Raw genomic sequence first — 13,591 nt, 5'->3', positions numbered from 1 at the left:
CAAAGCATCTAATAGAGTATTCTATTAGGTGCTTTTTGCTGTTCGCGGGTTACCTTTTCGTCTATGATTTAGATAGAGTATGATATACATATTATGGTTTAAGAAAGGAACTGAATGATGGAACATTTAGTAAATGCTTCAGTCAAAGATATTCAAATTAGCGGTATTCGCAAAATCGCTAATGCCGCAGCTCAATATCCAAATGCGATCTCACTTACGATTGGACAACCTGACTTTCCTACACCTCAACATATTATTGATGCAGCTCAAATCGCGATGAACAATGGTAAAACCGTCTACACGCCTAATGCAGGTCTACCTGCTTTACGTCGTGCAGCAGCCGATTTTGTCAGACAGAAATACGGACAAGATTATAACCCTAATGATGAAGTGATCGTAACCAATGGAGCCAGTGAAGCACTAGATATCACTTTACGTACAATCATCACACCGGGAGATGAAGTGATTTTGCCGGGGCCGATCTATCCTGGATATGAACCGCTTATTCGCTTATCTGGAGGGGTTCCTGTCTATGTCGATACTCGCTCTACTGATTTCAAATTAACAGCAGATTTGATCGAAAAGCATTTGTCTTCACGTACTAAAGCGATTATTTTAGGCTATCCTTCTAACCCTACCGGACGGGTAATGAGTCGTGCAGAATTACAAGATATCGCTACATTATTGCAACAATGCGACATATTTGTGATTTCAGATGAAATATATAGTGAATTGATCTATGATACTCCTCATCAGTCGATTGCATTATTAGAGGGTATGCGTGATAAAACGATTGTGATTAACGGATTATCCAAATCTCATTCGATGACAGGCTGGCGGATCGGATTTACATTTGCACCTGCGGTCATTACCGGACATATGCTCAAAGTACATCAATACAATGTCACCTGTGCCAGTTCAGTAAGTCAATATGCTGCGTTAGAAGCACTTACACAAGGTATCGACGATGCGCTTCCGATGAAACAGGAATATCAGCAACGACGCGATTATGTGTATGATCGCTTAATCGCTATGGGATTAACGTTAACCAAGCCAGAAGGCGCTTTTTATTTGTTCCCTTCGATTGCTCATTTGAATATCGGATCGATGGAATTTGCATTACGTTTATTGGATGAAGCAGGGGTAGCTGTTGTTCCTGGAGACGCTTTTTCCGAATACGGAGAAGGATATATTCGGATTTCGTATGCGTACTCGCAAGACGTTTTGAGTAGAGGATTAGATCGATTGGAACAGTTTATACAGCAATTATAATATGCACTAAACAGTATAAATAAAAACAGGTATGTCTGTAGCGATAGTAGCTGACAGAGATACCTGTTTGTGCGATTACAGTTATAGAGAAATAGATTTGAAATGACTTTTTTAGTGATCAAAGTAGCTTTTATAGGCTAAACATGAAAGGGAAATTTGATTTTCATGAAAAATCTTTAATATTTTCATACTCTGCTCTATTTCTTTGTGCGATATCTGCCGATGTTAGTATAAGAATAAATATGCAGATATTATAGGAGTGGAGTTATGAAAAATATTAAACAATTTCTTACCTGTCAAACGATTGGCAGTAAATTAATCATTTCTTTCTTTATCGTAATGATTTTAGCTTTGGGTACTTCTAGCTTCACTTCGTATTGGTTAGCTCAAAAAACGTTAAGTGATGAAATGATCAATAGCGCTTCTTCAAGCGTCGAAACGTTGAATTCAACCGTCAATACAGAAATGCAGCAAAACATAGATATTGTTGATTATTTTGCCGGTCAGGTATCTCAAGCTAATTATGCCAATAGAGATGCTCTTGTTAACGGATTTAGAAGCTATTCTACTTCTCTGAAAAAGATCGAATCTCTTTATGTAGGAAATACCGCAGGTGAATTTTTCACTTCATCGGATAAACCTAATCCTGCCGGATACGATCCTCGTGAACGTGACTGGTACAAGCAAGCTTTGACTTCGCCCGAAAAAGCGATTATAACGAATCCGTATATTTCGGCGTCTACGCAAAAGCTAACAGTGACGATTGCCAAACAAACCGCAGATCAAAGCGGAGTTATCGGACTAGATATTAATCTAGAAGCATTACAAGCAACAACAGCAACGGTCAAAATCGGTAAAGAAGGATATGCCTTTATCGTAGGAAAAGACAGCAACTTTATTTCCCATCCTACAGCAATTGGCGAGAAAAATGCTTCTTCCGAAGAATTGATGGCTCGTCCAGATGCCAAAGGTAGCTATACCTATCTTTATCAAGATAAACAAAAAGAATTAGTCTATACGACAAGTGATCTTACTGGATGGCGGATTGCAGGTAGCTTTTATCAAAATGAGATCAATGAAGCAACACAACCGATCTTATACAAAATGGTAATTGTTCTATTACTTTCTCTTATTGTAGGTGGTATTGTGGTTGCACTGGTTACTCGCTCTATTACCAAGCGTCTAAGTAACATTGTCGTTGTAGCTGAAGCAATTAGTGATGGCGACCTAACACACCATATCGTAGACCGTAGCAAAGACGAGATTGGCAGATTGTCGCATACGTTTAACAATATGAACGCATCGCTAAGTTCATTAATCCACTCGATTAACGATTCAGTCAGTGACGTTGTCTCTTCTTCAGAGCAATTGAATGCAAGTTCAGAACAAACTAGCCATGCAACCGTACAGATTACTACAGCGATCGAACAATTCTCGGTCGGTAATGAACGTCAAAATAAAAACGTCAATCAAAGTGCAGAACAATTAACTCAAGTAGCCGATTGGTTGCAAACTGTAAAAACCAATTCCAACTCATTGCTTTCATTGTCTGAGTCGTCAAATTATTTAGCAGATAGTGGAGATCGCTTAATGCAACAAACAGTAGGTCAGATTCAACATATCGATCAATCGGTTCATCAAGCAAATGAAGTCGTGACTAATCTATCTCGCAAATCCGAAGAAATCTCGGTGATTCTCCAAACAATCAACGATATTGCCAAGCAAACCAACCTATTGTCTCTTAATGCGGCAATCGAAGCTGCACGCGCAGGCGAACATGGCAAAGGGTTCAATGTCGTTGCTGGTGAAGTGCAGAAGTTAGCCGAGCAATCGCGTTCTTCTTCTCAACATATCGAGAATTTGCTCAAAGAAATTACTGATGAGATTGGACGTTCATTGTCTACCTTTACAGATATTCATGGTTCTGTCGCAGAAGGCATGATGACAGTGCAACAAGCAGCAGATCAATTCCAACAGCTACGTACATCATCACATCAGATTTCTTCCAGCCTGACTGCGATGAATACGTTAGTGCAAGAAGTGAATGGTAATGCTGTAGAAGTCTCTCAATCGGTACAAGAAATCAGTGAAATTTCCAATATTAATACAGCTTCTACCCATGAAATTGCGGCTTCGGCAGAAGAGCAATTAGCAGCGATGGAAGAAATCACTGCATCTGCTCATGCTCTGGCTTCATTAGCAGAAAATTTACAACAAGAAATTCACCGCTTCAAAACAACAGACTCGGTAGCAAGTCCATCAGCTACACCCTCTACAGTGAACGATGAGAACGGTACTGTAGAATAATGGCTATCATGATCTAATTTGAATACAATCAGTACCAAAAAAAGCTTTACCGTTGCTATGATTGCATAGACGGTAAAGCTTTTTTTATTGGATATCCGCTGATTGGAGTTGGTATAATAGATTACTGGTTTGTACGTATACTTTTGATCGCTGTAGAGTATCTATAGCATTATTTAGATAATTCAAGGAATCCTTCGCCAAATACATCTCGTACATCATGGATCGTGATAAACGCATTCGGATCAGCCGCTTTGACTATCTTTTTCAGTACCGAGACTTCTTGCTTGCTAATCACGATATACAATACTTCTTTTGGTGTTTTGGTATAGTATCCATGACCGGATAATACCGTTACGCCGCGATCCATCACTGTAATCACTTTTTCCGCAATTTTATCTTGTTGTGCAGATATGATCATGACGGCTTTTTTCGGATTCAATCCTTCAATAATAAAGTCCATCGTTTTGGTACCAATATACAACATCACAATCGTTAACATCAGGCTTTGTGCCCCGATAATAAAGTAAGACGAGAACGCTACAATCAGATCGAAAAAGAGCAATCCGTAGCTAATATTCCAGTCCAGATATTTATTAGCAATCCGCGCGAGAATAACAGTTCCGGCGGTAGTTCCACCTGCTCGAATAATCAGCCCGATCCCTACTCCGGTAAACAATCCACCAAAGATCGTATTAATCATAATTTCACTGGAATCAATTCGCCAGTCTGCGGTCAAATGCAAGAAAAACGAGTTAAACGCTACCGCCAGAATCGTATAGATCGTCGTTGTTTTATCCAGAAATTTGTAACCGATAATCAATAAAAAAGCATTAATAATTAAGTTCATCAGACCGGGAGATAATTGCCATACATAAAATAAGATAATCGTAACCCCGGTTACGCCACCTTCACCCAGTTCATTCGGTATTACAAATAAATTAATTGCTAACGCAAAAATAAACGCACCAAGTGCTATAAAAGCGATATCAATAATCCTTTTTTTCATCTATTTATACTCCCCTTTTATCAACCCTAACAAATGAGTATTGTAAGCGATAAAACCTTGACAAGTCAAAGCTTTTTTAAGTTACTGTCCTCTGCTATTTCGGTAGTCTATCACCGTTAAAAAGCGCGTTGTTAGGCGAAAAATCTTCCCTTTTGGATAGGCGGTGTATATTTATGCTAGAAAGGATAGATTTTTGTTTATTTTTTAAATAAATCTTGTATATCGATTGTATATCACTCCAGTCGAAATACAGTACATGCTTTTATTTTATTATTCCAGACTAATAAGTCTAAATATAATTGACTATTTAGTCTGGAATGGTTATAGTGAAAACAGACCTTATCATTTGTCCAATAAAGCAACTTCAAATTTCTTATGTAAAAGGCAGGTTTTTCGTATGCAAAATAATATTCCCACTGGTTTATCTACTATCGATATTCAGACTCATGATGCTCAAGCTACACAGATGATGAACACATTTAGCAAAGCGATGTTGGTTGAAGATATAGAACTGTTTCTTAGTCTTTTTGCAGAACAAGTAATTTTTGAATTTCCTTATGCTCCTGAAGGATATGCCAAACAGCTAGAAGGTATCAGTGCTCTACGACAACATTTGGAATCGCTGCAAGGAATTATTGCGTTCACTCATTTCAGCACGCCTATGATCCATCTCGCTACTGACTCCCATACATTTATTGCTCAATTTGAAGGAGTAGGTACTTTCGTTGCTACAGGACTTCCTTATGAGCAAGATTATATTTCTGTAGTCACCACCTGTGATGGCAAAATTACTCGTTATCAAGATTATTGGAATCCACTGGTGTTAGGTTAATCATCTTAGATTAGATAAGATTATTCTATCTATAGATAAAGGAGCTATTTATGAAAACTATTCAACATATTTTACTCACCGGCGGACAAGGTAAAACGTCATCTCGAATCGCTAAAGTTCTGCTGACAGAAGGTTATCACGTCCGTATGGCAGGAAGAAGTTCTATTTCTCTACAACATCCTCAAGCGGAATCTGTCTTTTTCGATTGGAATAATACAGCTACGTATGCTCAAGCTTTGCACAATATGGATGCGGTTTATATCGTTGTTCCTGTCATGATGAATCCTGAAATTCTGGTTATTCCTTTTATCGAGCAAGCATTGACACAAGGCATACAACGTATCGTGTTACTATCCAGTGCTTCGATCTCAATCGACCAACCTGTTTTTGGATATCTACACCGCTGGATCAGTGAACATGTACCGCAGTGGGCTGTGTTACGTCCTTCTTATTTTATGCAAAATTTTACCGAAGCACAGCAAGCACAATTTATTCTTGAGCAAGGCATCGTAAGTAGTGCTACAGGTGATGGTAAGATTGGATTCGTAGATGCTGATGATATTGCTTCAGTAGCAGTACATGCATTGACCGATATAGTACCTCATAATACCGAACATATCCTGACAGGTCCTCAATCGCTCACCTATCAAGAAGTCGCTACTCTGATTACAGAAGTCACTGGATTGCCTGTTACGTATCACCCTATCAGTGAATCTCAGTTAGAGCAACATTTGCTTAACGCAGGTCTAGATTCAGAATATGCTAGATTTTTAGCACATCTAGATACCCAAATCGCTGTAGAAGGTACAGAAGATAGAGTGAGCGACTGTATAGAAAAAGTGACAGAAAATTCTCCCCAATCACTCAGACAGCATATCCAAAATCATCGACATCTATTTGTAAATACAGCAAAAGGCAGCGTTTAACGCTGCCTTTTTGTATTCAATACCGATAACGAAATCTCGATAATCGCCTGTAATTTTTCCCGATTAGCACCGAGTTTGGTTGTGAAAATCAATCCTGTTCGTTCATGCACTAGATACTGCGACATTGTAGTCAGATTCAGATCATTCTGGATTTCTTCTTGCTCCACTGCACGCTCCAACAAACGGTAAAATCCTGCTTCAATCTGTGCATTATTATCTTGCAAATACACATTCAATTCATGATCGTGTGGAGCATATTCAAGCGCACTCGCAATAATAAAACACTCTTGTGCCAATTCGGGATCGACAAGCACATCTATCATTTTTTGAAAAAGCTGTTCGATCAACGGAATCGTTGCACCGGGTTGCTCCAGTACAGCCAGTAAGTCTTCTTTTTTGTGATCCATATAATGCTTAACTGCTAGAATAAATAGATCACGCTTCGTTCCATACGTATCATAAAGACTCTGACGGGCAATCCCTAACTCTTGCAACAAATCTGGTAACGTCGTTCCTTCATATCCCCGACTACCAAACGTTTTCATCGCACGATGCAACACCACAGTCGTATCAAAAGCTTTGGTACGTGCCACTATATTTCACATCCTCTATCTTTCAATCTACACCATAAGCTAACCTTAGCCCACTCACTGCTCTGATTTCCAGCTCAAATACTCAGTAATCGTCGTGATCGCTACGTCAATCGCATCTTCGCTTGGTTCGAGCTTCGCATGATGCAATCCATAAGGCGTATCCACACCTAACCAGAACATAAACCCAGGAATCGCATTAAGGAAGTATCCAAAATCTTCGCCTGTCATCGCTTCGGTACATTCTACTAGATTCACATCTGAACGTTTCTCTAACCACTCCATAAATTCATGCGTCAAATTCGCTTCGTTAAACACCTGCAAATAATTGGAGCCCCAATCGATCTCTGCCTGACATTCAAATCCAGCTTCGATCCCTTTAACCAATGCTTCGATACGTGATTTGACAGCAATCATCGTATCCGCTGACAGTGTACGAATCGTGCCTTCCAGACGGGCACGTTCTGCGATAATATTTTGCTTGGTTCCGCCTTCGACTTTACCGATGGTCACGACAGCGGAGTCTAACGGATTGATATTACGAGCAATAATCGTCTGCAACTGTCCCACCAACTGACAGCCTGCAACCACCATATCATTGGCTTTATGCGGATAAGCGGCATGCCCACCGGTACCGATCAGATCGATAAACAATTCAGACGTATTGGCAAATAAAATCCCTGCACGTGTCGCGATTGTACCGACAGGATATTCAGGAGCCACATGCAGTCCGATCATCTGATCCGGCATCCAATCGGCTAATTCGGCACTTGCTAACATTGGCTTGGCTCCACCGGGGCCTTCTTCGGCTGGTTGGAAAATCACCACAAGATCGTCTGTCATTTGATGAGTCGCAAAATGAGTGACGACTCCAAGTCCGATCGTCATATGTAGATCGTGTCCGCAAGCGTGCATATAGCCTTCATGTTCACTTTGAAAATCATAAGACGTCTGCTCGACAATCGGCAATCCATCCATATCGGCACGATAACCAAATCTACGCTTTGGCGCACTGCCATGAATATAGACTAGAATACCTGTACGCCATGTGCGAATCTCCAAATGGTTTTGCGGAAGAGTCGCGATATAATCCAGCAAATACTGCTGTGTTTTAAACTCTTGAAATCCCGGTTCAGGAATACGGTGAAGATCACGCCGAATCTGAGTAAAAGTAGTCATCACAATCTCCTTTTCTTTCTCATTCTATACAAATTTATGCCGAACATCGTTAGCCTAGCGTCAAAAATAGCACCACAAACACATTCAACACCAAGCTCAAAGGATGAAAGAAAGACCCAGCATGTGCGGGGTCTCCAGATCGAAATATATAGTGATACCTAATTATAAATTACAGAGTACGTAGGTCTTGCAAAATTTCGGTTTTAGACTTCGTTTTGTCGTCTACTTGCTTGATCACACGTGCAGGAGTACCTGCTACAACAGAGAAAGGAGGAACGTCTTGAGTAACCACAGCACCAGCCGCTACAACAGCACCTTCGCCGATACGTACACCTTCAAGTACAACAACGTTAGCACCGATCAATACATCATCTTCAACCGTTACAGGTTGAGCAGAAGGAGGCTCGATTACACCTGCAAGCACAGAACCTGCTCCAATATGACACATTTTACCGACTTGTACACGTCCACCTAGAACAGCGCCCATATCGATCATAGTACCTTCACCGATCACAACACCGATATTGATAACAGCACCCATCATAATAACAGCGTTGTCGCCAATCGATACCATTTCACGAATAAATGCGCCTGGCTCGATACGTGCATTGATGTTTTTCATGTCTAACAAAGGAATCGCAGAGTTACGACGGTCGCTTTCGATCACTTGGTCTGCAATTTTGCTTGCATTTTCAGTCAATACGCCTTGAATATCTGCCCAATCTCCGAAAATAACACCTGTGTTGCCAGTGATAAATGTCTGTACATCTTCAGGGAATGTGATGCTGTCTAATTCACCTTTAAGGTAGACTTTGACTGGAGTTTTCTTTTTGCTTGTTTTGATCAAGTTAATAATTTCGTGTGTATTCATTTCCGTAGACATGTATAAAGGCTCCTTTTATATAACTGCATGTATTTTCAAATAGGTCATCAGACGAAAAAAAGTCTGAGCTACATCCTTTATAGCATAATTAAAGGTGCAGTCGCAATGGACACAACACTTCCAAATGTTCACTACGTATGGAATAACTATACCATATGCACTCTAGAAGTTCCCCCTAATCCGCAAAAGATACAAAAAAATAGAGAAGAAGTACAAATACACTCTTCTCACCTTTTTAACCACTATCCAGCAACCCATATTTTTTGCGAAAACGTTCTAATACTTTGATCCATCCCCCTGCCAGAATCGCAAGGAAAAAGACATTCGATAACGCATGCGCCAGATCAAAATAAAAGCTTTGTACATATACCGCCAGCACTGCTTTCCATTCTAAAGCAACGGCAAGATCGATCACGACCCATAGATTCATAATCCAGCCAAACAGGAAACCCCAGATAAGACCAAATGTTAATAAGCCAAGCCGCTTCTTCATCCACCACGTATGGCGAAGCAATCCTGCACTGACTCCCATCATCCCCCAGGCGAACATCTGCCAGGGTGTCCAGGGGCCTTGTCCAAAATAAATATTCGATACAAGCGCCGCCATTGCGCCCACAATAAAGCCTGCTTCCGAGCCAAACACAAGCGCAGATAAAATCACGATTGCCGAGACAGGCTTTACACTGGGTAAAGCCGCAAAAGGAATCCGGCTGACTGCTGCAATCGCCGCTAACATCGCCAGCAGTACCAACTCGCGTGCTTCCAGCTTGCGCCGTTCAAAACGGACAAATAACGGCAACATCACCGCCAGTAACAATACAAAGCTTAACAACATATAATGATCGCTCAGCACTGCATTAGACAATGCCAATACCAGAATACTCAGCCCTACCGCAATCATCAGCCAGAGGCGGGAACGCGCCATAACGTCAGCACCTCCTCTGCGGTTAATACACCTGGTAACCAATCACGAACAACCCGATTAACGGCTGTTGTATAAAATACATTTTCGCTAAAAAAAGTCGAAGGTACATCTGTCGTAGTGATCATGCCATCAAATAACATCGCACACCGACTGCTATAACTTGCTGCAAACTCTACATCATGAGTTACGATCACAATCGTATGCCCGGCTTGACGTAACTCTAGCAACTGCTGTGCCAAAGCGATTTTAGCCAGTGGATCAAGCCCTTTAGTCGGCTCGTCTAATAGTAAGATATCGGGATTGAGCAGTAATACAATCGCTAACGCTGTTTTCTGCTGTTGCCCACCACTGATATCATGCGGATGCTTCTGTTCTAACCCTTCTAATTGCAATAGTTGCATCAGCTTTGCTATCGCAACCTCAGGTTCTGCAATACCTGCATGTTGAGCCGCTGTCGATAATTCTTCCGCAACCGTATCATGACTGAAATACAGCAATGGATTTTGTGCGAGATAGCCGATATGTAACTGATTGGCTTTTTTGATAGTTCCTCTTCGTGGTTGGAGTAGCCCTGCTAACAGTTGAAGCAATGTTGATTTGCCTGCTCCATTGCCTCCGAGAATCGCTAACATTTCTCCTTGATATATCTGCAAGTCCAACTTTTTTAACACTTCAACACTTTTCTTCTCATATTGAAAAGTGACTTCACGACATTCCAACAATATCTGTTCTTTAGAGAATGGATTTATCAGCGGCGCTGAAGCAGATAACGGTTCTTTAGCTTCACGCAATGAAATATCCCAATCCAATGTCTGTAACCACTGCTTTCCTTCACGTACTGTCAAAGGAACAGCAGGTAAAGCAGGTGCGTTTTCTACCATTTGCTGATTATGCATATTCCAGAACAACTGTGTCACTGAAGGTAAATATTTAAAATCATCTGGATCGTTCTGGTGTATCTGCTCACTCACTGCACGAGGAGAACCACTATATTTCAACTTCCCTTTTTCCAAAAGAATCATCTGATCTGCTAGTGGAATCACTTCTTCTAAGCGGTGCTCACTGATTATTACTGTCGTTGAAAATTCTCGATTTAACCGATAGACCATCGAAATAAATTCACGCGCGGCGACTGGATCAAGCTGTGAAGTCGGTTCATCGAGCAGGAGTAACTTCGGTTGTAATAGCAGGACAGAAGCTAGATTAAGCAGTTGCTTTTGCCCGCCGGATAACTCGTGAATCGGCTTGTATAATAAAGGCTCTAATCCAAAAAACTGCGTAATTTCTGCTAATCGACTGCGCATCACTGGAAGAGAATAACCCAGATTTTCCATCCCAAATGATAGTTCATGCCAGACCACATCCATCACAATACTATTATCTGGATTTTGAAAAACCATCCCGATCTCTTGCGCTGACTGCTGTGCTGGCAATTTATTTAATATATTGCCGTTATAATAAATCGTTCCGCCGATCTGACCGACAGGTGTCAATTCAGGCTTAAGCTGGCGTAACAATGTCGTTTTGCCACAGCCTGAAGCTCCGCATAATACGACAAAATCACCTTCATTGACTGTAAATGTAATATCACTTAATACCTGATGATGTTCGTCAGGATAAGCAAAAGAAAGTTGATTTACTTGGAGTATTTCCATGATAGCCATTCCTTTCCTTCTACAATCACTGGAATCAGCAGATACAGGCAAAAGCATATGTATAGTATCCAATCCTGCACACCAAATACCATAGACTGCATACGCGGATAGATCACAGCCCGCCCCCAACCAAGCGCACTTCCTATCGCTATACCAATAATCAGCACCGATAGACATCCGGTTAGCCAGCGATCTCTACGATCCATCCGATGGACTACATATGTGGTACGCTTGGTTGTACCATACCCGCGTGCTTTCATCGAGTCTGCGCTTTGTAGCGCTTCTTCCAGTGACCACACTAACAGTACTTTAACAAGCGTCATTCCATCTTTCAACCGCTTGGTAAGCGATCCTTCATGAACGCTGATCCCGCGTGTACGTTGTACCAGTGTAATCTGAGTGAGTCGGCGGCGTAATAAAGGTACAAACCGTAATGCCATCATCACTACCAGTGCACTTTGAGGTACAAGTCTTGCAAACAAATACATAAATTTATCAGTCGTTACATTGTAGTTATACGATAGGCTGGTCAGCAGGATCAGCGTGAGCGATAACAACATAGTGACTCCATACAATACCGATTCTAACGTGATCGGCTGATCCATAAAGTAAAATAAAATATGGCGACCTCGATGTGAAATCAGTGGATTAATTACGACAATCGCTATACCGATTAGCAAATACAAAGGAAGCATACGTACTATAGTACCCGCGTGCTTTTGTATACTAATTAACACAATCAGCAACACAATACCTGTCAGCAAAAAGACAGGATGAAAAAGCAACATGCCACTCAATAACAATCCTCCATAAAACAAAAACAACGTGATTGGATGCAGTGCACGAAATCCGCTAGTCAATTTTTGGCTCCTACATCTTTTCCAAGATCGGTCGTATACAACCAATCAATCTGATCGCCAGCTTGAACTTTGTATGCACCTGCGCTCATATTCGGAAAATTGCCATTAACTTTGAACATCCATCCGCTGGTAGGCCCTTCATCAAATTCATACAGATTATCGATTCCTTCTACATAAGCAAATCCACTAGAACCTTGATACTCCATCGGAATCCCTTTACTACGGGTGATACGTTTGAGTAAATCCAGTGCGCTTTCTCCTGCTTCTACCGGCACAGAAGTTGCTCCCAGTATGCTACTGTCGCCTGTGATCGATAACGTAGCTGTAGACGCTTGAGGTTGTGGCTTAGGAGCTGTTGGTGTTTTGGGTGTTGTCGTTGTATCTGAGCCTTTGGTTGTAGGGTTAGCTGGCTTGGATGTACTGGTTGATGGTTTGGAATCTTTGGTCGGTGTTTTGCTGTTATCTTTGGTGCTTGTTGTAGATGTATCTTTGGTATTGCTTGTAGACTGATGTTGAGAAGTAGGTGTTGATTTTTGAGATGATTGCGTATCCGAATCACTAGCTGTCGAACTAGATTTCTCTTTTGCGTTACTGGTGGATGGTGTGCTAGTTGAAGTCGATGATGATTCCTTTTTACTATCTGTATTGGTTGAAGCATCATCGGTCGTGTTCTTTTTGGGATCAGCAGTCTTTGGTGTGTCTTTCGTTGTATTCTTTTCTGTTTCCTTTGCCCCGGTAGAAGCTTGAGGATCGGTAGCAGAAGTAGTATCTGTGTCTTTATCTGTTGGTGCTGTCGCAGAATCGGATTGGTCTTTAGTTATATTCTTATCTTGAGAAGCTACTTCATCCGATGTTGTTGGTGACTCTGTAATTGTAGCCGTTTGAGAATCGGTAGCAGATGATTGATTGGTCGGTGCAGTAGAAGAACAACCGCTGATCAATAACAACGTCAACAACACCGCTACAAAAGCTACTGGCATGCTTAAAAATTTGCCTGAGCGCTGAACAGAAGTTGACGTGGGCAAAGTATGATTATTCTGTTGCTTATGCTCTTTACGAGTATGTTGATTGCTCATCGCGATAAATATCCTCCTTACATACACAAAACGGAACGCTGGACACTATGATCCCCGTTCCGCTATTTGTGTAATACAGT

At 41.2% G+C, this 13,591-nt stretch carries 12 protein-coding genes; 4 read left to right on the top strand and 8 right to left on the bottom strand.

Features of this window, described 5'->3' with window-relative positions; all coding sequences use genetic code 11:
• Nucleotides 1-117: 117 nt before the first annotated feature.
• Both ACFSGI_RS19995 and ACFSGI_RS19990 read left to right on the top strand, forming a co-directional pair.
• Complete coding sequence (locus tag ACFSGI_RS19995) at nt 118-1,272, top strand: aminotransferase A (RefSeq protein ID WP_204825973.1); 1,155 nt, start codon at nt 118-120, stop codon at nt 1,270-1,272.
• Nucleotides 1,273-1,539: 267 nt separating this feature from the next.
• Nucleotides 1,540-3,579 carry a methyl-accepting chemotaxis protein gene (locus ACFSGI_RS19990; RefSeq protein WP_204825972.1) on the top strand — a complete coding sequence of 680 codons (2,040 nt, stop codon included), beginning with the start codon at nt 1,540-1,542 and terminating at the stop codon, nt 3,577-3,579.
• 169 nt (nt 3,580-3,748) lie between these two features.
• Here the strand turns inward: ACFSGI_RS19990 and ACFSGI_RS19985 are convergent, their stop codons facing one another.
• Nucleotides 3,749-4,585, bottom strand: coding sequence for a YitT family protein (locus ACFSGI_RS19985; protein ID WP_204825971.1), 837 nt, complete (start codon nt 4,583-4,585; stop codon nt 3,749-3,751).
• Nucleotides 4,586-4,982: 397 nt separating this feature from the next.
• Here ACFSGI_RS19985 and ACFSGI_RS19980 point away from each other — a divergent pair, with 397 nt between their 5' ends.
• Both ACFSGI_RS19980 and ACFSGI_RS19975 read left to right on the top strand, forming a co-directional pair.
• Nucleotides 4,983-5,417, top strand: a complete 435-nt coding sequence (locus ACFSGI_RS19980; protein WP_204825970.1) for a nuclear transport factor 2 family protein — start codon at nt 4,983-4,985, stop codon at nt 5,415-5,417.
• Between the two features lie 50 nt (nt 5,418-5,467).
• Nucleotides 5,468-6,343, top strand: coding sequence for an NmrA family NAD(P)-binding protein (locus ACFSGI_RS19975; RefSeq protein ID WP_204825969.1), 876 nt, complete (start codon nt 5,468-5,470; stop codon nt 6,341-6,343).
• On the opposite strand, the gene ACFSGI_RS19970 is transcribed toward ACFSGI_RS19975, so the two are convergent.
• The 7 genes from ACFSGI_RS19970 to ACFSGI_RS19940 all read right to left on the bottom strand — a co-directional run bounded on the left by ACFSGI_RS19970 (nt 6,340) and on the right by ACFSGI_RS19940 (nt 13,511).
• Nucleotides 6,340-6,936: a TetR/AcrR family transcriptional regulator gene (locus ACFSGI_RS19970; protein ID WP_204825968.1), complete on the bottom strand. Its 597-nt coding sequence runs from the start codon at nt 6,934-6,936 to the stop codon at nt 6,340-6,342. The genes ACFSGI_RS19975 and ACFSGI_RS19970 overlap by 4 nt on opposite strands.
• Nucleotides 6,937-6,990: 54 nt before the next feature.
• The gene (locus ACFSGI_RS19965; RefSeq protein ID WP_204825967.1) at nt 6,991-8,112 is read right to left on the bottom strand and encodes an N-acetyldiaminopimelate deacetylase; all 1,122 of its coding nucleotides are present in this window, start codon (nt 8,110-8,112) and stop codon (nt 6,991-6,993) included.
• Between the two features lie 169 nt (nt 8,113-8,281).
• The gene (dapD, locus tag ACFSGI_RS19960; RefSeq protein WP_204825966.1) at nt 8,282-8,995 is read right to left on the bottom strand and encodes a 2,3,4,5-tetrahydropyridine-2,6-dicarboxylate N-acetyltransferase; all 714 of its coding nucleotides are present in this window, start codon (nt 8,993-8,995) and stop codon (nt 8,282-8,284) included.
• A gap of 235 nt (nt 8,996-9,230) precedes the next feature.
• Nucleotides 9,231-9,920 (bottom strand): ECF transporter S component, encoded by a 690-nt coding sequence (locus ACFSGI_RS19955; protein WP_204825965.1) that lies wholly within the window; start codon nt 9,918-9,920, stop codon nt 9,231-9,233.
• On the bottom strand, nt 9,896-11,575 hold the full coding sequence (locus tag ACFSGI_RS19950; protein WP_204825964.1) for an ABC transporter ATP-binding protein: 1,680 nt from the start codon (nt 11,573-11,575) through the stop codon (nt 9,896-9,898). The genes ACFSGI_RS19955 and ACFSGI_RS19950 overlap by 25 nt, the downstream gene beginning before the upstream one ends.
• Nucleotides 11,557-12,435, bottom strand: coding sequence for an energy-coupling factor transporter transmembrane component T (locus ACFSGI_RS19945; protein WP_204825963.1), 879 nt, complete (start codon nt 12,433-12,435; stop codon nt 11,557-11,559). The genes ACFSGI_RS19950 and ACFSGI_RS19945 overlap by 19 nt, the downstream gene beginning before the upstream one ends.
• Nucleotides 12,432-13,511, bottom strand: coding sequence for a DUF4430 domain-containing protein (locus ACFSGI_RS19940; protein WP_204825962.1), 1,080 nt, complete (start codon nt 13,509-13,511; stop codon nt 12,432-12,434). The genes ACFSGI_RS19945 and ACFSGI_RS19940 overlap by 4 nt, the downstream gene beginning before the upstream one ends.
• Between the last annotated feature and the right edge of the window lie 80 nt (nt 13,512-13,591).

The organism is Paenibacillus nicotianae (assembly GCF_042681745.1).
Taxonomy (GTDB): Bacteria; Bacillota; Bacilli; order Paenibacillales; family Paenibacillaceae; genus Saccharibacillus; species Saccharibacillus nicotianae.
Note: the sequence above shows the minus strand (reverse complement) of the source record. Positions and strands in the feature narration are given on the sequence as shown.

What these genes read in the sequence shown, in the direction of transcription:
- ACFSGI_RS19955 (WP_204825965.1), bottom strand. Translation starts at nt 9,920, where the DNA reads ATGGCGCGTTCCCGCCTCTGGCTGATGATTGCGGTAGGGCTGAGTATT.
- ACFSGI_RS19995 (WP_204825973.1), top strand. Translation starts at nt 118, where the DNA reads ATGGAACATTTAGTAAATGCTTCAGTCAAAGATATTCAAATTAGCGGT.
- ACFSGI_RS19975 (WP_204825969.1), top strand. Translation starts at nt 5,468, where the DNA reads ATGAAAACTATTCAACATATTTTACTCACCGGCGGACAAGGTAAAACG.
- ACFSGI_RS19980 (WP_204825970.1), top strand. Translation starts at nt 4,983, where the DNA reads ATGCAAAATAATATTCCCACTGGTTTATCTACTATCGATATTCAGACT.
- ACFSGI_RS19940 (WP_204825962.1), bottom strand. Translation starts at nt 13,511, where the DNA reads ATGAGCAATCAACATACTCGTAAAGAGCATAAGCAACAGAATAATCAT.
- ACFSGI_RS19965 (WP_204825967.1), bottom strand. Translation starts at nt 8,112, where the DNA reads ATGACTACTTTTACTCAGATTCGGCGTGATCTTCACCGTATTCCTGAA.
- ACFSGI_RS19950 (WP_204825964.1), bottom strand. Translation starts at nt 11,575, where the DNA reads ATGGAAATACTCCAAGTAAATCAACTTTCTTTTGCTTATCCTGACGAA.
- dapD (WP_204825966.1), bottom strand. Translation starts at nt 8,995, where the DNA reads ATGTCTACGGAAATGAATACACACGAAATTATTAACTTGATCAAAACA.
- ACFSGI_RS19985 (WP_204825971.1), bottom strand. Translation starts at nt 4,585, where the DNA reads ATGAAAAAAAGGATTATTGATATCGCTTTTATAGCACTTGGTGCGTTT.
- ACFSGI_RS19990 (WP_204825972.1), top strand. Translation starts at nt 1,540, where the DNA reads ATGAAAAATATTAAACAATTTCTTACCTGTCAAACGATTGGCAGTAAA.